Genomic DNA, 18,499 nt, shown 5'->3' with positions numbered 1-18,499 from the left:
GCACGCTGGTCGAAGTCCGCCGCCGCCGCACGGTGATCGAAGTCTGAAACCGCGGCCGCGCGGTGGTCGAAGTCCGCCGCCGCACGCTGGTCGAAGTCCGCCGCCGCCGCACGGTGATCGAAGTCTGAAACCGCGGCCGCGCGGTGGTCGAAGTCCGCCGCCGCCGCACGCTGGTCGAGGTCTGCCGCCGCCGCGCGGTGGTCGGCGACCATGGTGGCTACGCGTGCGGGCAGCCACCCCTGTGTCAGCACCTGCTCGGCGCCTGCCGGGGCGCAGGCCGCCGAGAGCCGGTCGGGGCCGATGCGCAGGGCCGGGTCCTTGGCGTGACAGAGGCTGATGATCTTGTCCAGCGGCTCGGGCACCCGGGTCAGGTCGGCCGAGCCATGGACCACCTGGTAGAGCAGGGCGGCCGCCGCGGCGCCGCTGAACGGCGAGTGTCCGGACGCGGCGAACGCGAGCACCGAGCCGAGGCAGAAGACGTCCCCCTCCGGCCCCATCGGGTCACCGGTGGCCTGCTCGGGGCACATGTACTCCAGGGAGCCGAACAGGCCTCCGGTGCCGGTGAGTTCATAGCCGTCCCGGGCGCGGACGATGCCGAAGTCGATGACGCGCGGGCCGTCCTCGGCGAGCAGCACGTTGGACGGCTTGAGGTCGCGGTGCACCAACCCTTCGGCGTGCACCGCGATCAGCGCCTCGGAGATGCCCGCGCCCAGCGCGAGGACCGTCTCCACCGGCAGCGGACCGTGCGCGGCGACCGCCTCGGCGAGGGTGGGGCCGGGGACGTAGACGGTGGCGAGCCATGGCGTCTCGGCGTCCGGTGCGGCGTCCACCACGGGTGCCGTGTAGACGCCGCCGACCGCCGCCGCGGCCGCCACCTCACGCCGGAAGCGGATGCGGAAGCTTTTGTCCTCCGCCATCTCGGGACGGATGACCTTGACGGCGACGGTACGGCCGGCCGACGACCGCGCCAGATAGACCCGGCCCATGCCGCCCGCGCCGAGCCGGGCGAGAAGACGGTACGGGCCTAGCTGCTCGGGATCTTCTGGGCGCAGTGGCTTCATGCCCTCAGCCGCCTGTTCTTCGTGGTGACGGGTGGGAGTCCCGTGCACGCTGCGGGGGAAGGCCCGGTGGGGGTCTGGACAACAGACTAGGGGCAGAAGTGGCTGACGAGACCACTTCCTGACGACCGTCATCGTTTGCCCGAAGGCAGGCGTTCACCTCTCCTTCCGTCCCCGGAACCCCATATGACGTGGTGTCAGAGATCGGGTGACACGTGCTCCCCCTGCGGGAACAGTGCGCAATGAGCAACAAGTGCAGGATGAAACCACTCACAAGACCCAAGACGTCCGATGTGCCGAACGTCACCCCACGACGAGATGGTCGGCGACAATCTCCGCGAACTCGTCGGGGGTCGCGAGGCGGATGCCGAGCGTCTCGGCCTTGGCCCGCTTGGACCCGGCGTTCTCTCCGGCCACGACGAGGGTGGTCTTCTTCGAGACGCTGGAGGAGGAGCGGCCGCCGGCGCGTTCGATGAGCTCGTTCATCTGGTTGCGGCTCAGTTTCTCCAGCACCCCGGTCATCGCACCGGTGACGACCACGGTCATCCCGGCCAGCGCTCCCTCCGGACCGCCGTCTTCGCTTCGGCCGTCGCCTTGGCCTTCGGTTTCGCCTTCGGTTTCGCCTTCGGTTTCGCCTTCGGTTTCGCCTTCGGTTTCGCCTTCGGTTTCGCCTTCGGCAGTCTCGGCCGTCCTCGGGGCGGGCGGGGTGGCGCCCGGCTCGGTCATGTTCACCCCGGCCGCGGCGAGTCGGTCGATGAGCGGGGCGAGTTCGACGAGTTCGGCGACGATGGACGGGGCCTTCTCGGTGCCGATGCCGTCGACCTGCTGGATCGCCTCGGCGTCGGCGGCCCTGAGGTGGTCCATGGTGGCGAAGTACCGGGCGATACGGCGGGACATGGAGCGGCCGGTGCCGCGGACGCCGAGCGCGCACAGCACCCTCGACAGCGGCTGCGCCCTGGCCGCGCCGATCGCGGCGAGCAGGTTGTCGGTGCTGGTCTCCCCCATCCGCTCCAGCCCCAGGAGCTGGTCGCGGGTGAGCGCGAACAGGTCGGCCAGGTCCGCGACCAGGCCCGCTTCGACGAGTTGGACGACACGGGTGTGGCCGAGGCCCTCGATGTCGAGCTGGTCGCGGCCCGCGGCGTAGGAGAGGGAGGCGACGAGATGGCAGTTGCGGCCGTTCTCGCAGCGCCAGCGCTGTTCGCCGGTGTCGATGCCCGAGCCGCACCGCGGACAGGTCTCGGGGAAGACGATGGGCTGTTCGTCGCCGGTGCGCAGCTGGGCGACGGGGGCCTCGACGCGGGGGATGACGTCGCCCGCCCGGTGGACCATGACGTGGTCGCCCAGGCGCAGGTCGCGGCGGGTGATGTCGGCCGGGTTGTGCAGCGTGGCGTAGGTGATGGTGGAGCCGTCGATCTCCACCGGCTCCAGGACCGCGCGGGGGGCGATGATGCCGGTGCGGCCGACGTTCCACTCCACCGCCAGCAGCCGGGTGATCTTCTCCACGGCCCGCAGCTTGTAGGCGGTCGCCCAGCGCGGTGCGCGCGAACCGGATCCCGCGGCCCGCTGGTCCGCCGCCAGGTCGGCCTTGACGACGATCCCGTCGATCCCGAACGGCAGCGCGGCGCGCAGTGCGGCGATCTCCGCCACCCTGGCCAGGACCGCGTCGACGGTGTCGGCGGTGACGCCGGGCACGGCGGTGGTGGCCGTGGTGTTCACCCCGTACGCGGCGGCCCGGGCCATGAGCTCGCTGTGGGCGCACTCCTCCAGCGTCCGGGCCGTCGCCGGGTCGGTGTCGGGGAGGGGCAGCAGGCCGTAGCCGAAGAAGGTCATCGGCACGGTGTAGGCGCGTTCCCTGGCGCGCAGGGTGCCCGCGGCGGCGTTGCGCGGGTTGGCGAAGGGCGCGCCGCCGTGCGCGGTGCGCACCTCGTTGGCGTGCTCGAACTGCTCGGTCGTCATCAGGACTTCGCCGCGCACCTCCACCGTGACCGGCTCCGCGAGCTCGTCCGGCAGGCCCAGGACGGTGCCGATCGCGTGCGAGACGTCCTCCCCGGCCGTCCCGTCGCCCCGGGTGATCAGCCGGGTCAGCCGGCCGCGGGTGTAGCGGGCCGCGATCGCCAGGCCGTCCAGCTTCGGCTCCACGCTGTAGCACGCCGGCTCCCGGCCGATGCGCCGGGTCAGCGAGGCGGTCCAGGCCGTGAACTCCTCCGCCGAGAACACGTTGTCCAGGCTCAGCATCGGCGCCGTGTGCGGGACGTCGCCCTCGACGGCGCCGCCGGCCACCTTGCCGGTCGGCGAGTCGGCCAGCATCTGCTCCGGGTGCTCGGCCTCCCACACCGCGATGGCGCGCACCAGCCGGTCGTAGGCGTCGTCGTCCAGCCCCGACGTGCCGGCCCCGTAATAGGCGGCCGACGCCTTCACCGCGTCCTCGACCGCCTGCGCGTAGGCGACGGCATCCACAATCACTGCACCGGGTGTAGTCATGGTCGACATCCTGCCTCCCACCACTGACAACGCCCCGGGACAGCGGTCGCGCGCGCCCCGCCCGCGGGCCTCCCGGCAGCCGCGGATCCGCCGGGGTCCGGCGGGCCGGCATCCGCAACTTCCCGCCTCGCCCGGTAACTTGACGCGCCATCATATAGTTGCGAACGGCACGCGGTGATCCTTTGTCCCACGCCGCACGGCCGGAACCCCCACTGGAAAGGCACGACCCTGCGGAACGAACCGCACAGCCGCACCGACGACCCGTCCGCCGGTCTGTCCTCGCCCCGCCGGTCGGCCTTCTCCCCCGCGGCCGACGTGATCGGATCGGAACTCGACCTGCGCATGACCGGCAGTCACGTCGTGCACGCGCTGACCCCCGGCTTCTGCGACGCGGCCTCCGTGTTCCTGCTGGAGCGCTGGCGTCTCGAGGAGAACGCGCACGTCGGCGTGGACCCGCCCCGGATCGAGGCGCGCCGGATCGCGCTGCGCGTCGGACCCGGCGCGTGGGAGGACTGGGAGGGGGTCCTGCCGGTCGGCGAGGTGATCGCCTTCCACCGTGACACGCCCCACGCCCGTGCGCTGACCGCCGGGCACGCGCAGGTGCGCGACGGCGTGGACCCGCACACGTCCGAGCGGCTCATCGCCTCCGGGGACGGTGCGGCGCGCGCCGTCGATCTGCTGCGGGTGGCGTCCTTGCTGGTCGTCCCGCTGCGGTTGCGGGACGTCGTGATCGGCCTCGTGACCTGTGTCCGAGGGCCGGACCGGGCGGCATTCACCCCCGCGGACGTGGCCGCCGTGGAGGCGCTGGCCGCGCGGGCCGCCGTCGCCCTGGACAACGCGCGCCGGTACGAGCGCGAGCGGCGCACCGCGCTCGCCATCCGCAACAGTCTGCCGCCCGGCACGGCCCAGGAGTTCGAGGGCTGCCGCACCGCCCACGGCTGTCTGCCCGCGGGGCAGGGCAACCTCGTCGGCGGCGACTGGTCCGATGTGCTGCGGCGGCCCGGCGACCGGGTGAGTCTGATCGTCGGGGACGCCATGGGGCACGGTCCGGAGTCGGCCGTCGCGATGATTCAACTACGCACCGCGGTCCGTACGTTGGCGGCGCTCGACATCCCGGCGGCCGATCTCATAGGCCGGCTCGACACGCTCGCCGGGGACTCCCCCGGCGTCTCCTTCGCGACCTGCATCTACGCCGAGTGGGACGCCCGGCAGCGCACCTGCACGCTGGTCGGAGCGGGCCACCCGCCCCCGTTGCTGCGCGGCCCCGACGGTCTGACGGCCCCGGTCACGCTGACCGGCGCGGGGCTGCCCCTCGGGCTCGGCACCGGCAGCTACGAGGAGACGGTGCTGAGCGTGCCGGATCCGGCCCTGTTGGTGCTCTACAGCGACGGTCTGGTCGAGTCACGGGACGCCGACATCGACCACGAGATCAGCCGCCTCGCGCGCACGGTGGACGCGGCGGCCGCCGTCGAGCCCGTCGGCGGCGACGGCTCGGACGCGCTGCCGTCACTGCCGTCCCTGTGCCATCGGCTCCTGCACGCGCCCTCCGGCGCGACCGGGGCCGACGACCGCACCTTGCTGCTGGCCGAACTCACGCCCGTCGGCTGCTGAGCGCTCCGCTGGAAGTGCCGCGATGTGCCGTCGTTTCGCTGCGGCGCCATCGTGGCCGGTCGCGCCCGCGCGGCGGAGCCGCAAATGTGAGCGCCCCGCGCCCCTTCAGGGCGCTGCCGAACCGCAGCCGACTTCACCCGACCCGGTTAGCGGCCCGGCCCCGGTTCGCTCACGCCGTCAGGGTCGCCCATACCGCGTTGCCGCCCGTGAGTCTGGACCGGTCGACGCCCCAGGCTTCGGCGAGTTGCTCCACGAGGAGCAGTCCGCGGCCGCCCTCGTCGTCCGGGCCGGGCTCGCAGCGGGGCAGGCCGCGGCCGGTGCGGTCCTGATCGTGCACTTCGAGGCGCAGGCACGCGTCCGTGACCAGCCCGACGCCGCACAGGAACCGGGTGCCGAGCGTGTGCCGTATGGCGTTGGTGGCCAGCTCGGACAGGAGCAGGACGGTGTCCGCGCACAGTTCGCCCGGCAGCCGCCACGCGGTCAGCCGCGCGCCCATGGAGTGGCGGGCGACCGAGACGCTGGAGCGGTGCGCGGGGAGTTCGAGCCAGTGTGTGCGATCCGGGCTCCAGGTGTCCAAGGGCTGTGGGGAGATCGTGTGGGGGGTCACGACGGTCGCCTTCCGTGGGGGGCGGGAGCAGCGGCCGGAGGCCGGGGAAGGTGAGCAAGAGGCCTTGAGGGAAGGGGTGTTCCGGGCGGGCCCTGCGCCGTGAACGCCCGAGCGGCCCGACTCCGTCGGGGGTGGGGGAGCCTGCTGGGGGAACGCTCGTGTTCGGCGGCGCGGTTCACACAACTAACTATGCTCGCACCTAAGTTCAGGCTGCAACCGACTGCCTGATAATTTCAACAAGCCGATATCCGTCTGTTCACTTCAACCGGTCACGGTCAGACTGGTGTCGGCGGCAGACCTTCAGGGTGAGTGACCTTCAGGAGGCGGAGCGTGAGCGAAGGCCGTGCGGGCACGGGCAGCAGCGGCACCGGTGCGCCCACCGTTCTGCGCATGATCCTCGGCCGGCGACTCCAGGAGCGGCGCCAGAACGCGGGCGCGTCGCTGGAGGACGCGGCCAGGGCCCTGCGGGTCAAGCCGCTGACCATCCGCCGGCTGGAGAAGGCGGAGGTCGGCCTCAAGCCGCTCTACGTGGAGATCCTGCTCGAGACCTATGGGGCCGACCCGCAGGAGATCGAGGAGTTCGTCGCGCTCGCCGAGCGGGCCAACGAGCCCGGCTGGTGGCATCCGTACCGGGATGTGCTGCCGAGCTGGTTCAGCGGCTATGTGAGCCTGGAGACCGGCGCCAAGACCCTGCGCACCTACGAACCCCACTACGTCACGGGGCTGTTGCAGACCCCGCGCTACGCACGCGGGGTGCTGAGCGGGGGCTTCCCCAACGACCACGACGAGGATCTGCGCCGCCGTGTCGACCTGCGGCTGCGGCGCCAGAGCCTGTTGGAGAGAGCCGACGCCCCCACGCTGTGGGTGGTGATGGAAGAGGCCGTGCTGCACCGGGTGGTGGCGGCTCCCGAGGTGATGCGGGAGCAGATCGACCGGCTGCTGGAGGTCTCGGAACTGGAGCATGTGAGCGTCGACGTCGTGCCGTTCACGGCCGGCGCCCATGTCGGCGCGTGCGCCCCGTTCACCTACTTCCGGTTCGAGGAACCCGAACTGCCCGACATCGTCTACACCGAGATCCTCTCCGGCGCCGTGTACCTGGACCAGCGCTCCGACGTCGCGGCGCATCTGGAGGCGCACAACCGCATGTCCCTGCTGACCTCGGACACGGTCAGCAGGGCACTCCTGAACCGTATGCGCAAGGAGTACTCATGACCGGCATCGACAGCCATGTCCATCACGTCCACCAGGTCCACGACGTCTACAACGGGATGCCCGCCTCCGACCTCGGCGAGCAGGGCTGGGAGTCCCCGTGGAGCGGCCCCAACGGCGGCCAGTGCGTGCAGACGAAGCAGCTCTCCGACGGCCGCGTCGCGGTGCGGCAGTCGACCGACCCGGCCGGTCCCGCGCTGATCTACACCCCCGAGGAGATGGCCGCGTTCGTCGCGGGAGTCAAACGGGGCCTCGCCGACCACCTCGTGGCCGGCTGACCACCGCCCGGCCGACCACCTCTCGCTCGGCCGGGCGCCTCTCGTTCGGCTGACCGCCTCTCGTTCGGCTGAGGCCTGAGAGCACTCACCCCCCATGCAGACCACCGAAGGGCACCGCACATGACCACCTCGAACGCCTCGCGGGACATCGACACCAGCAGGCCGCACTCGGCCCGGATGTACGACTACTACCTCGGCGGCAAGGACCACTTCGAGGTCGACAAGCTGGCCGCCGAGACCGTCGCCGCGGCCTACCCGGGCATCTTCGTGTGCGCCCGGGAGAACCGCGCCTTCATGCACCGCGCCACCCGGGTCCTCGCGCAGGAACACGGCATACGTCAGTGGCTGGACATCGGCACCGGCATCCCGACCGAGCCGAACCTGCACCAGGTCGCCCAGTCGGTGGTGCCCGAGGCTCGGGTCGTCTACGCCGACAACGACCCCCTGGTCCTGAAGTACGCCGAGCGGCTGATGCGCAGCACGGCCCTGGGCCGCACGACGTACGTCGAGGCCGACGTCAACGACCCCGACACGCTGCTCGACTCGCCCGCGCTGGCCGAGGTGCTGGACCTGGACCAGCCGGTGGCGCTGTCGCTGAACGCCCTCATGCACTTCGTCACCGACGCCCAGGACCCGTACGGCATCGTGAGCCGGCTGCTGGCCGTGCTTCCCTCGGGCAGCGCGCTGGCGCTCAGCCACTGCACGCCCGACTTCGACCCGGCCACCTGGCAGAAGGTCACCGCCATCTACACGGGCGCGGGGACGCCGGTGCAGTTCCGCTCGCAGAGCGACGTCGCCCGCTTCTTCGACGGGCTGGACCTGCTCGACCCGGGCGTCACGGTCGGCCACCGCTGGCGTCCGGACAGCGCCCCGCAGGCCACGGACGCCGAGGTCAGCCTCTGGACGGGCGTGGGCATCAAGCCATGACCCGGTTCGGCAGCGCCCCGAAGGGGCGCGGGGCGCTGACATCTGCGGCTCCGCCGCGCGGGCGCGACCAGCCACGACGGCGGCGCAGCGAAACGAGACGGCACACCGCGGCACGTCCAGCGGAGCGCCTAGTGCTCCCGGGCCGGTAGCCCGTCCAGGCCCGTCTCGCGCATGATGCGGTCGACGGTCTGCGGGAGGGCGCTGTCGGCGCCGATGACGGTCTCGGCGCCGTCCGGCAGCAGATCGAGGTCCCGGTACCAGTCGCGCAGGTCCGCCTCGCCGACCTCGTCGGCGTACGGCTTGGTGGCGTGGCGCACGAGGGTCTCGGCGAACGGCACGTGCAGGTAGTAGCCGTGGGTCGGGCCCCGGTGGTCCGTGCGCAGTCGCGCGAGCATGGCGCCGTAGCGGTCGGCGTAGAGGATGCCTTCGAGGACGACGTGGTACCCGGCGTCCAGGGAGTAGCGGGCGACGGCGTCGATCAGCCCGATGTTCGCAGCGCCGGGCCGGTCGTGCTCGCGCAGCACGATGCGCCGGAGGTTGTCCTGCGCGACCAGGGCCAGGCCGCGGCCGAACCGGTCGCGCAGACCGGCCGCCACCGACGACTTGCCCGAGGCGCTGTTGCCGCGCAGCACGATCAGCCGGGTCTCGCGGGTGCCCACCATCACACCGCCACGCTACCGGGACCCGTGAGGGCGGCATGAGTACGACGACTCATGACGCGGGCCGCGACGCACGCGAGGATCGCCGCATGACGAGGATGAGACGCACGGAACTCCGGTTCGGAATACCGCTGTTGGCGATCCTGGCCGTACTGGTCGCGGGGTGCGGAACCGAGCGGGCGGGCGACACGGCCGGGGACGGCGGCTCCTCGCCGACCGCGGCACGGACGCCGAGCGCGCCGGTGGACTTCCCGTGCCCCGGCGAGAGCCCCGCGCCGACGCCCACGCCGAGCGTGCCCGCCGACTCCCTCGCCGCCTCCGCCACCCCGCCGCTCGACCACTACGCCGAGAACCACGGCTTCATGGTGCCGATCCCCTTGCACGGTGAGCGCCGCTGCGCCGGGCTCGCGGCCGCCGAGCGCATCGAGGCCGCGCTGGAACCGCTGCGCGAGCGCGGCGACTTCGCCCCGGAGAGCACCCGTGGCGCGCTGGCCGGCCTCGGCTACTCCGCCGGGAAGGTGCAGTCGTACCAGAACGGCCCCACCGGGGTGAGCTTCCTGGTCGACGCCCAGCCGCTGTGCCTGGAAGGCACGATGAGCTCCGGAAGCACTCGGGTGGACGCCTTCGCCGGGTATCCCGACCACACCGGGTGCGACCGTCCCTCCGGCGGCCACTGAACCGGCTACACGTGAAAGCACTGTTCGAGCCGATCGAAAACGCGAACTGATGTACGTGAAAGGGTCATTGGGACGTAAGTTGAAGCTCGAACTGCTCACGCCTCGGCTGAAAGACGGACGCCCCTCATGACCGACCCGCAGAACATCGACACGTCGGTGCCGCACTCGGCCCGCATCTGGAACTACTGGCTGGGCGGGAAGGACAACTACCCCGTCGACGAGCAGGCCGGCGACGCCTACACCGACGTCTTCCCGGGCATCGTCACCATCGCCCGCAGCAGCCGGGCCTTTCTGCGCCGCAACATCACCCACCTGGTCTCCGAGGCGGGCATCCGGCAGTTCCTGGACGTCGGCACGGGCCTGCCGACCGCCGACAACACCCACGAGGTCGCCCAGCGCCTCGCCCCCGAGTCGCGGATCGTCTACGTCGACAACGACCCGCTGGTCCTCGCGCACGCCCGCGCCCTGCTGACCTCCACCTCCGAGGGCGCGACCGCCTACGTCGACGCCGATGTGCTGGACCCGGAGCGCATCCTGGCGGCCGCCGCCGAGACGCTGGACTTCGGCCGCCCCACCGCGCTCATCCTCAGCAACATCCTGGGCCACGTCGCCGGCCACGACCAGGCCCGCTCCATCGTGACCCGGCTGATGGCGGAACTGCCGTCCGGCAGCTATCTCTCCGTCAACGACGGTTCGCGAGGCATCGACCCGGTCTTCGAGCAGGCGCAGGACGCCTACAACGAGAGCGGCGCCGTGCCCTACAACCTGCGCTCGGTGGACGAGATCACGGCGTACTTCGACGGCCTGGAACTGCTGGACCCGGGCGTCGTCCCGGTTCCCCTCTGGCGTCCGGAGGCCGGCTCGCCGGCCCCGGCGGTCATCGGCGAGCACGGCGGCCTGGCCCGTAAGCCGTAGCCGCCCGTAGCCGCCCCACCCGTCGTCGACGCCCCCGCTCACAGGAGGCGGCGGATGTCCCCGCGGACGCGGTAGAAGCCGCCGGCCGCCGTGTGCAGGGCGTCGACGACGTAGCGCGCCCCGGGCTCGCGTATCTCGCGCGGGAACTGGACGTTCCAGGACGTGTCGTAGCCCTCGGAGACGACATGCACCCGGACCCGGCCGGACTCCTGGACGCACTCGACGACGATCGCGCCCGAGGGCGCCCGGTCCAGCGTGGTCACCGCCGCGGCGGCCGTGGCCGGGGCGTAGGTCGGCAGGGCGGCGGCGAGCTTGACGTCCCGCGCGACCGGCACCGTGCCCTGCTGCGCCGCGGCGACGGCCGTCTCGCTCGCGTCCACGCACACCAGCGAGCCGTCCGTGGTCACCAGGTACAGGCGGTCGTCGCGGTACTGCATCGACAGGGCCGAGCCGCCGCCGGTGCCGAGCTTCCACAGGCGCGTGCCGTCCCGGTCGAAGCAGTAGACGGACGACGACGCGTCACCGGCGAACACGAAGCGCCCGCCCGGCGAGGTGGCGCACGAGTACACCGCGCTGTCGCAGCCGTACGTGGCCTCGACCGCGCCGGTCGCCTTCGACAGCCGCTGGACCACCCGGTGGGCGGTTCCCGCGTACACGGCGTCGTCCTCCTGCCAGCCGAACAGGACGCCGCCGCGGGTGGGCGTGTGCCAGAGTTCGCCGCCGCCGTCGGGCGCGTAGGCCGTGACGCCCGCGTGGTGACCGTGGTAGACGGCGCGGTCGTCGGCGCGGACCATCCAGGCGTGCTCGCCCTGGCTGCGCCGGGCCCACTGGTGTTCGTCCTCGTGGTCGATGACGGTGAGCCGGCCGTCGCGGTCGGACACGTTCAGGACGCCCTCGTGGATGTCCAGCCAGAAGATGTCGACGTCGGCGGAGATGTCGTAGGCCGCGAACGGCAGTTTCGAGGACAGGTCGTAGACCTTGCCGTCGTCACAGCCGGCGTAGATCCAGAACTCGTCGGCGACCAGGCACTTCACGCCGTCCGGCAGGTTGAAGCGGGCGAGGACGCCGCCGTCGTGGTCCAGGGTGTAGACGTCGCCCGACTGGTTGCCGACCCAGCAGTGGTCGTCGTCGACATGGATGCCGAACGCCGAGGAGCCGGTGGCGAAGCGCCACAGCACGGGTGCCACGGCGCGTGCGGTGGAGGGCGCGGACGTCACCTGACGGCGGGTCACCGAACGCGGGGCGCGCTGTCCGGCGACGGCCGGGGCGTAGCCCTTGCGGACCTTCTCGCCGACCTTCTTCGCGGCGGCGGCCCGCGCCTTCTCGGCGGTCGGGAACGTCGTCGTCTGCAGCTGGCCGGTGGCGCCGATCCGCCCGTACCGCACCGTCACCACCACGCCGTCGACGGTCACTTCGTAGAACTTGTGCGCACCTTCGCCGTCCTGCGACAGCTCCAGATACGTCGTCGACACCGTGCTGGACGCGGTAGACATGGCAGACCCCTCCCCAGGGTGGACCCGCGGCCGTTCCGGCGGGTCCCACTGACCGAACCGTAGGCGCAGGCACTGACAATCGCCCTCGCGTGCCTCCCCGCGGTCAGCTCTCGGGATCCTTAGGCGACCGGCCGGGCGGGGTCTCGCCTGCGGTGAGGTGTTCCAGGACCTCGACCAGTTCCTGGCAGGCGCGTTCCACGGAGCGTCGGGTGTTGCGCTGCTCGGTGATCACCGCGGAGAGCAGCAGGGCGGTCAGGGCCATCGTCCCGTTGAAGGCCTGGAGCTTGCTCATCACCTCGACACGGGACAGACGTTCGAACGGGCCGACCCCGTCCGTCGCGGCGATCGTGGCCATGACCGAGGTGAACAGGGCGCACAGCATGCTGCCGGCGAGCTGGAACCGCAGCGCCGCCCAGATCAGCATGGGGTAGACGAGGAAGAGCAGGCTGACGGGGCTGTGCGTGGCCAGCGGGACGAGGGCGAGGGAGACGAGCGCCAGGCCCGAGGCCTCCTTCCAGCGGGACAGCCGCAGCGGGCGCTGTATCGCGTGCAGCACGAGCAGGACCGGCGTCACGATCAGCACGCCCATCGCGTCGCCGACCCACCAGGCCAGCCAGACGGCCCAGAAGCTCCGCGGGTCGAGCTTGTCGGTGAGGACCAGGAGGCCGACGCCCACGGTCGAGCTGAGCAGCATGGCGGTGAGGGCGCCCAGGAAGACCAGGGCGAGGCCGTCCCGCAGCCGGGCGAGGTCGTTGCGGAAGCCGACCTTGCGGAGCATGAGGTAGGCGCAGACGGGGGCGGCGGTGTTGCCGACCAGGTTGCCCATCACCACGGGCCGCAGCGAGGTCAGGGACATGATGACGAGGAGGGCTCCGAGGGCGATGCCCGGCCAGGTGCGGAGCCCGAAGAGCAGCAGGCAGGCCACCGCCACTCCGGTGGGGGGCCAGATGGGGGTGAAGACCGCGCCCTCGACGACGAGCTCCCGCATGAGCCCCAGCCGCCCGGCCGCGTAGTAGCTGAGCGCGACGGCCAGCGTCAGGACGGCGAGGGCGGCTGGTCGGCGCAGATCCGGGGTACCCACCACAGCAGCCATCAGACACCGGCGTGACGCTGTCGGCGCGGCGAGACGCGCCGTGGCGGGCCCCTTGGGGCCCTATGGCTGAACCCGGGGGATCTGCGGCGCCACCAGTCCGTCGTGGCCCACCACGAGCACGGCCGCGTCGTCCTCGTGTCCGACGCGCTCGGCGCCCTTGATCACCGCGGCGGCGAGCGAGCCCGCGGTCATGCCCGCGACGGCGGCGATGCCCGCGAGCCGTACGACGTGGTCGAGGCCCTCCTCGACGGCCAGGGTCGGGCCCTCGACGACGCCGTCCGTGAGCAGCACGAAGACTCCGCCCTTGGTGAGCCGGTAGCGGGTGACCGGGTAGTCCATGCCCTCCTGGACCCCGAGGGGCGGTCCGCCCTCGTCCTCGGCGACGCCGGACTTGCCGTCCGCCGTGGCCCACACACAGGGGATGTGGCCGGCCCGGGCGCTCTCCAGGACTCCGGTGGCGGGGTCGAGGCGCATGAAGGTGCAGGTGGCGAAGAGGTCGCTGCCGAGGGAGAGCAGCAGGTCGTTGGTTCGGGCGAGGAGCTCGCCGGGCTCGCTGGTGACGGAGGCGAGGGCGCGCAGGCCGACCCGGACCTGGCCCATGAACGCGGTCGCCTCGATGTTGTGGCCCTGGACGTCGCCTATGGACAGGCCTATGCGGCCGTCGGGCATGGTGAAGGCGTCGTACCAGTCGCCGCCCACGTTGAGTCCGTAGCAGGCGGGCGCGTACTTCACGGCCAGCCGGAAGCCGGGGGCCACGGGCAGGTCCCTGGGCAGCATGCCGCGCTGGAGGGCGAGGGCCAGCTCGACGCGGGAGCGTTGCAGCTCCGCGCGCTCGCGCGCCTGGGCGGTCAGCGAACCGAGCCGGGCCAGCAGCTCGTCGCCGTCCTCCGTGGGGCGCTTGCGGGACATTGATCACTCCGGCGGGACGGCGGCTCGTCAGGAGGGCACAGGACAGAGGACAGCGGGCAGAGGACAGAGGGCGGCCATATCGGGCAAACCTCATATTTTACCTTTACAGGATGATAGCGGCCTCGGGGCCTGGCCCGAAACGGGACCCGGAGAGGAGGATGCCCACCGCGACGGTCTTCGGTCACCGACGGCATCGATACGAACTCCGAGGGGCATCCCAGCGTGAACATATCGATCGAGAGCATGCGCGGCGCCGATGCTCCGGCTCGCTTGTTCGAGGCCGCCCTGAACCGGACCTCGCTCCTCAAGGCGGTACTGCCGGACGACATCGAGAGCCGGCGGGAGCGATTCGTCCGCGACATGCGGCAGGGATCTCCGCATAGTCCGGTATTCACCTACCCCGAGACGGATGCGACCCGCACCGAGCCCCTGCGGCAGATCGTGGACGACTACGGCGCGCACGACGACCCGTTGATCCGGTTGATGGCGGACGAGGCGTCTAAGCACCTCGCGAGATTCCAGGCCTGCGTGAGCCACGAGGCCGACCGCATCACTCGGGAACTGTCCGCCGAGAACGGGGTGCCCGACGAAGCGCTGCTCGCCGAAGCCCTCGCATTCCTTCGCGCGAGAAAAGAGCGGACGCCCCCCGAGGAGGACCGGAGATTCTCCGCCGCGGATGCGCTGAAGGCCGTGGAGAAGACACTCGTCGCACAGGGTCTGACCGACTGGAAGCCCCAGATCCATCCGGAGATGGCCGCCCGTATGAGCGTCCGGTCAGGGAACCGGACGGTGAACATCCGCGCGGATCTGCGCCTCGGGGAGAACGAACTCGTCGGACTCGTCACCCACGAGATCGGCACCCATGTCTTTCGCTGGGAGAACGCCCGCCGGGTGGCCGACGTCCTGTGCGTTCGGCTCTCCGGGGCCACCGCCACGGAAGAAGGTCTGGCCGTGTGGAACGAACAGCGGGCCACCGGCGGAAAATCGCTCGATCCGAGATTCGCCCTGCGCGTCGTCGCCGTGCACACGGCGTTGCGCGGCAGTTTCGTGGACGTCGTCCACGCCCTGCTGCCTTTCGTGCCGGTCGAAGCGGCCTTCGACGTGGCGACGCGCGTGAAACGCGGACTCGTCGACACCGCCGAGCCCGGCGGCTTCATCAAGGACCATGTGTATCTGGCCGGCTATCGCATGGTGCGGGAACACCTGGACCGCAATCCCGGCGAACACGATCTCCTGATGGCCGGCAAATGGCCGCTGAACCGCCTTTCCCTGCTCCGCGACGCGGATGTCGTCGCCGAGCTCGGCGACGGCATCCGACGACCCGACGAGCGCTTCATCGAGCGGACGCGCGAGATCGTGCGGGGCCTTTCCCCGGTTCCCTGACCTGCTCGGCGAGCGTCTCGTCGACCAGGTCAGTGACCGGCGGGCTCGCCCTCGTCGGCGGGAGTGCCGGGCTCCTCGGCCACCGGAAGCGGCGCATCGTCCCCGCTCCGACCGCGCGGCACGCGACCGCCCGCCGCGAACGCCGCGGCCACCTTCTGCGACCACTCCGGCTTCGGCGGCTGCTCCTCGATGCCGAACACCCGCCCCCTTCGGAACGTTCCGAAGACGATCGAATCGGCGGGCAGTTCGTACCTCATCTCGAACTGTCTGCCGATCCCGGAGAATCCGTCCCGCACGAAGCAGCGGAACCGGAAGGTGGCCCGGTCGGCGTTGCCGTGCGTACGCTGACCGGCGAGCAGGACGAGATCCGCCTCCTTCCCGCCGTAGGTGATGGTGTAGGTCCCGAGCTCCTTGCCGTTGCTCTTGTTCCTCTTGCGCCCGCTGATCGACATTGGGTCCGGCCGGTCGCGCGGAACGAGCTTGCTCTTCGTGGCGTCACGCTCGTTCGGATAGAGAAGCGTCAATTCGAATCGAGGCTCGACGAGCGCACGCCGGGTCTTGTTGGAGATCTTGATGCTGTAGCGAAAATCCTGTTTCTCCTCGGACCACCAGGCGGAGATTTCGGGAGAGATCTCGATGCGCGGCCTGAGCATGCGCAGACCCAGCAGTGAAAGTCCCGAGGCGGCGAGAGCGGATGCGGTCTTCTCTACGATTCCGATCAGCAGATCCATGCGGCAGCGGAGCACCTTCTACGATGACGGATCATGGATGGAGGGTGACTGAGCGCTGAAGTGTGGCACAGCACCAGGCCGCACGGAACCCGATCCGACGCCGGTGATGAAAGGGTTACGCAATTCTGTCGGAACAGGGCAGAGTCGAGCGTTTTCGCGCATCTTCTGGGGTCGCAAGGGGCCGGGCCGCATAGGTGATGCGGACGACGCCGTCGGCATGCCGTTGCGTGTCGCCCCTCACGCCGAACACCTCGCGCAGGAGGTCCGGGGTCAGGACTTCCAACACCGGGCCGGCCGCGACCACTTCGCCCTCGTGCAGCACGACGAGGGCGTCGCAGAGGCGGGCGGCCAGATCCAGGTCGTGCAGGACCGCCAAGGTGGTGATGCCGGTGCTGCGGATCAGGTCCAGGAGTTCGAACCGGGCGCGGATGTCGAGGTGGTTGGTGAGTTCGTCCAGGACGAGCAGCTGCGGCCGTTGGGCCAACGCCCTTGCGAGCAGGACGCGTTGGCGTTCGCCGCCGGAGAGGGTGGCGTAGTCCCGGTGGGCGAAGGGGCCGACCCCGCAGCGGGCGACCGCTTCGGCCACGGCGTCGCGGTCCTCGGCGCCGTCGCGGCCCAGCAGTCCGTGGTGGGGGGTGCGGCCGAGGGCGACGATCTCGGTGACGGTCAGACCGGTGGTGGTGCCGGCGTCCTGGAGGACGGCCGCCGTGCGGCGGGCGGCGGTGCGGGCGGAGAGTTCCCAGACGTCGTCGCCGCCCACCCACTCCCTGGGCGGGTCGCAGCGAACGGTAGACCGTGCGCAGCAGCGTGGACTTGCCGCTGCCGTTGGGACCCACCAGCCCGACGATGTCGCCCTTGGCGGCCTCCAGGGTGACCTCGCGGAGGATCGGCCTGCGGTCCAGGGTGATGTGGAGCCGGTCCACGGTCAGTTTCATACGCTCGTCAGTTTCATACGGAGTCCAGGGCCCGCGCCTTCCCGGCCTGCGCCTCGGTCACCAGCCGGGCGATCCGGGCTAGTTGGGTGTCGGCGCCGACTGCCGTGGCCCGGACGAGGAGCAGCCCGCCGGCGTTGACGGCCCCGCCGACCACCGCGGAGCCCGGTCCCACCTCGACCGGCTCGCTCTCGCCGGTGACCAGGGACAGGTCGACCGCGGAACTGCCCTCCACCACCTCGCCGTCGCTCGCGACCCGCTCCCCCGGCCGTACGACGAAGACCTGCCGCACCCCCAACTCCTCGATGGGGACGAGTCGTTCGGAGCCGTCGCCCGCCCGGACGGACACCTCCTCGGCGGCGAGCCGGGCCAGCGAGCGCAGCGCCGCCCCGGTCTCGTGCCGGGCCCGCGCCTCCAGGAACCGCCCGGCGAGCACGAACAGCGGTACGCCGACGGCCGCTTCGAGATAGACGTGCGCGACGCCGTCCGAGGCGGTCGGCACCAGCGTGAACGGCATGCGCATACCGGGGTCGCCGGCGCCGCCGAGGAACAGCGCGTACGCCGACCAGCCGAAGGACGCCGCCACGCCCAGCGAGACCAGCGTGTCCATGGCCGCGGCGGAGTGCCGCAGGCCTCGTACCGCGCGCTCGTGGAAGGGCCAGGCGCCCCATACGGCGACGGGCGCGGCGAGCACGAAGACAGCCACTGCCAGTTGCGGAACTGAAGGGCGGGTGCCATCGACAGGACGAGCACGGGGACCGCCAGGAGTGCGGTGACGACGAGTCAGTGGCGTTCCTGCCGGGCGGCCTCGGACTCACCGCCGCCGTCACCGCCGTCACCTCTGTCGTCGCCCGTGGGCTCCCGCTTCTCGGGCGGCCGAGGCAGGGCGGCCGTGTAGCCGGCCTTCTCGACGGTCGCGACGAGTTCGTCCCGGCTGATGTCCGCGGGATGGCTCACGCGGGCCGATCCGGTGGCGAGATTGACGGTCGCCGTGACGCCGTCCAGCCTGCCGAGCTTCTTCTCGACCCGCGTCACGCAGGCCCCGCAGGTCATGCCGCCCACGGTCAGATCGGTGATGAGCATGGTGCTCACCGGGTCCGCGGCCATCAGCCGCCTCCCCCGTGCATGTCCTCCATGCCGTCCGTACCGTCCATGTCGCCCATACCGCCGGTGTCGCCGGTTTCACCCGTGTCGCCGACTCCCCCGCCGCCGCCGTCGTCGCCGTCGTCCGTGCCGGTTTCGGTGCTGTGCATTCCGGGGGCGACGGGGCCGGCGGCCGCTCCGGCCGTATACGACACGGCGAAGACCAGGGTCAGCAACAGGAGGAAGCCCCAGAGGGCGGGCGGGGGCGCGGCTCTGCGTAAGGCCGCGCCCGCACCGAGCAGGGAGGATTGCCGGGACTCGTCCATCAACCGCGTCTCCAGACCACGTCGTACGACGTCGTCGGGATCGCGCCGTACCGATTCAGTAGTCGGACGGGCCGGGGACGGAGTTCCGGAGCAGAGATGTGGCGCGCGTCACATCAGAGGCGCGGGC

Annotated in this window: 16 protein-coding genes and 2 pseudogenes; 7 read left to right on the top strand and 11 right to left on the bottom strand. The window is 71.4% G+C overall.

Annotated elements, in window-relative coordinates:
• Both ACWCPF_RS36260 and ligA read right to left on the bottom strand, forming a co-directional pair.
• A partial coding sequence (locus ACWCPF_RS36260; RefSeq protein ID WP_451049366.1) for a serine/threonine-protein kinase occupies positions 1–1,061 on the bottom strand: 1,061 nt, incomplete at its 3' end.
• 300 nt (positions 1,062–1,361) lie between these two features.
• Positions 1,362–3,539, bottom strand: coding sequence for an NAD-dependent DNA ligase LigA (gene ligA / locus ACWCPF_RS36255; protein WP_451049365.1), 2,178 nt, complete (start codon positions 3,537–3,539; stop codon positions 1,362–1,364).
• Between the two features lie 342 nt (positions 3,540–3,881).
• Here ligA and ACWCPF_RS36250 point away from each other — a divergent pair, with 342 nt between their 5' ends.
• Positions 3,882–5,150, top strand: a complete 1,269-nt coding sequence (locus tag ACWCPF_RS36250; protein ID WP_451049384.1) for a PP2C family protein-serine/threonine phosphatase — start codon at positions 3,882–3,884, stop codon at positions 5,148–5,150.
• 169 nt (positions 5,151–5,319) lie between these two features.
• Here the strand turns inward: ACWCPF_RS36250 and ACWCPF_RS36245 are convergent, their stop codons facing one another.
• A complete protein-coding gene (locus tag ACWCPF_RS36245; RefSeq protein ID WP_451049364.1) occupies positions 5,320–5,757 on the bottom strand; it encodes an ATP-binding protein in 438 nt (145 codons plus the stop codon).
• 330 nt (positions 5,758–6,087) lie between these two features.
• On the opposite strand from ACWCPF_RS36245, the gene ACWCPF_RS36240 reads away from it, so the two are divergent.
• From ACWCPF_RS36240 to ACWCPF_RS36230, 3 genes are all read left to right on the top strand, one after another.
• A complete protein-coding gene (locus tag ACWCPF_RS36240) occupies positions 6,088–6,969 on the top strand; it encodes a helix-turn-helix domain-containing protein (protein WP_451049363.1) in 882 nt (293 codons plus the stop codon).
• On the top strand, positions 6,966–7,244 hold the full coding sequence (locus ACWCPF_RS36235; RefSeq protein ID WP_451049362.1) for a DUF397 domain-containing protein: 279 nt from the start codon (positions 6,966–6,968) through the stop codon (positions 7,242–7,244). The genes ACWCPF_RS36240 and ACWCPF_RS36235 overlap by 4 nt, the downstream gene beginning before the upstream one ends.
• A gap of 120 nt (positions 7,245–7,364) precedes the next feature.
• Complete coding sequence (locus tag ACWCPF_RS36230; RefSeq protein WP_451049361.1) at positions 7,365–8,171, top strand: SAM-dependent methyltransferase; 807 nt, start codon at positions 7,365–7,367, stop codon at positions 8,169–8,171.
• Between the two features lie 128 nt (positions 8,172–8,299).
• On the opposite strand, the gene ACWCPF_RS36225 is transcribed toward ACWCPF_RS36230, so the two are convergent.
• Positions 8,300–8,833: a kinase gene (locus ACWCPF_RS36225; RefSeq protein ID WP_451049383.1), complete on the bottom strand. Its 534-nt coding sequence runs from the start codon at positions 8,831–8,833 to the stop codon at positions 8,300–8,302.
• A gap of 86 nt (positions 8,834–8,919) precedes the next feature.
• Here ACWCPF_RS36225 and ACWCPF_RS36220 point away from each other — a divergent pair, with 86 nt between their 5' ends.
• Together ACWCPF_RS36220 and ACWCPF_RS36215 are read left to right on the top strand one after the other, a co-directional pair.
• Positions 8,920–9,507: a hypothetical protein gene (locus ACWCPF_RS36220; RefSeq protein WP_451049360.1), complete on the top strand. Its 588-nt coding sequence runs from the start codon at positions 8,920–8,922 to the stop codon at positions 9,505–9,507.
• Between the two features lie 126 nt (positions 9,508–9,633).
• On the top strand, positions 9,634–10,422 hold the full coding sequence (locus ACWCPF_RS36215; RefSeq protein WP_451049359.1) for an SAM-dependent methyltransferase: 789 nt from the start codon (positions 9,634–9,636) through the stop codon (positions 10,420–10,422).
• Positions 10,423–10,460: 38 nt separating this feature from the next.
• Here the strand turns inward: ACWCPF_RS36215 and ACWCPF_RS36210 are convergent, their stop codons facing one another.
• The 3 genes from ACWCPF_RS36210 to ACWCPF_RS36200 all read right to left on the bottom strand — a co-directional run bounded on the left by ACWCPF_RS36210 (position 10,461) and on the right by ACWCPF_RS36200 (position 13,917).
• A complete protein-coding gene (locus ACWCPF_RS36210; protein ID WP_451049358.1) occupies positions 10,461–11,915 on the bottom strand; it encodes a WGR domain-containing protein in 1,455 nt (484 codons plus the stop codon).
• A gap of 103 nt (positions 11,916–12,018) precedes the next feature.
• Entirely contained in the window at positions 12,019–13,008 is a 990-nt protein-coding gene (locus tag ACWCPF_RS36205; protein WP_451049357.1) for an MASE1 domain-containing protein, read from the bottom strand.
• A gap of 60 nt (positions 13,009–13,068) precedes the next feature.
• Positions 13,069–13,917 (bottom strand): PP2C family protein-serine/threonine phosphatase, encoded by an 849-nt coding sequence (locus ACWCPF_RS36200; protein ID WP_451049356.1) that lies wholly within the window; start codon positions 13,915–13,917, stop codon positions 13,069–13,071.
• Positions 13,918–14,139: 222 nt separating this feature from the next.
• Between ACWCPF_RS36200 and ACWCPF_RS36195 the strand changes: the two genes are divergently transcribed.
• Positions 14,140–15,300 (top strand): tyrosine/phenylalanine carboxypeptidase domain-containing protein, encoded by a 1,161-nt coding sequence (locus ACWCPF_RS36195; protein WP_451049355.1) that lies wholly within the window; start codon positions 14,140–14,142, stop codon positions 15,298–15,300.
• A gap of 29 nt (positions 15,301–15,329) precedes the next feature.
• Here ACWCPF_RS36195 and ACWCPF_RS36190 read toward each other — a convergent pair whose 3' ends face one another.
• From ACWCPF_RS36190 to ACWCPF_RS36175, 4 genes and pseudogenes are all read right to left on the bottom strand, one after another.
• Positions 15,330–16,031: a hypothetical protein gene (locus ACWCPF_RS36190; RefSeq protein ID WP_451049354.1), complete on the bottom strand. Its 702-nt coding sequence runs from the start codon at positions 16,029–16,031 to the stop codon at positions 15,330–15,332.
• A gap of 115 nt (positions 16,032–16,146) precedes the next feature.
• Positions 16,147–16,966, bottom strand: a pseudogene (locus tag ACWCPF_RS36185) (ABC transporter ATP-binding protein).
• Positions 16,967–16,994: 28 nt separating this feature from the next.
• A pseudogene (locus ACWCPF_RS36180) lies at positions 16,995–18,070 on the bottom strand (heavy metal translocating P-type ATPase); the annotation flags it as partial.
• Positions 18,070–18,372 carry a hypothetical protein gene (locus ACWCPF_RS36175; protein ID WP_451049353.1) on the bottom strand — a complete coding sequence of 101 codons (303 nt, stop codon included), beginning with the start codon at positions 18,370–18,372 and terminating at the stop codon, positions 18,070–18,072. The gene ACWCPF_RS36175 and the pseudogene ACWCPF_RS36180, both read right to left, overlap by 1 nt.
• Between the last annotated feature and the right edge of the window lie 127 nt (positions 18,373–18,499).

The organism is Streptomyces sp. NPDC001858 (assembly GCF_053594615.1).
The sequence above is the reverse complement of the archived record's forward strand: the minus strand, read 5'-3'. Positions and strand labels throughout refer to the sequence as shown.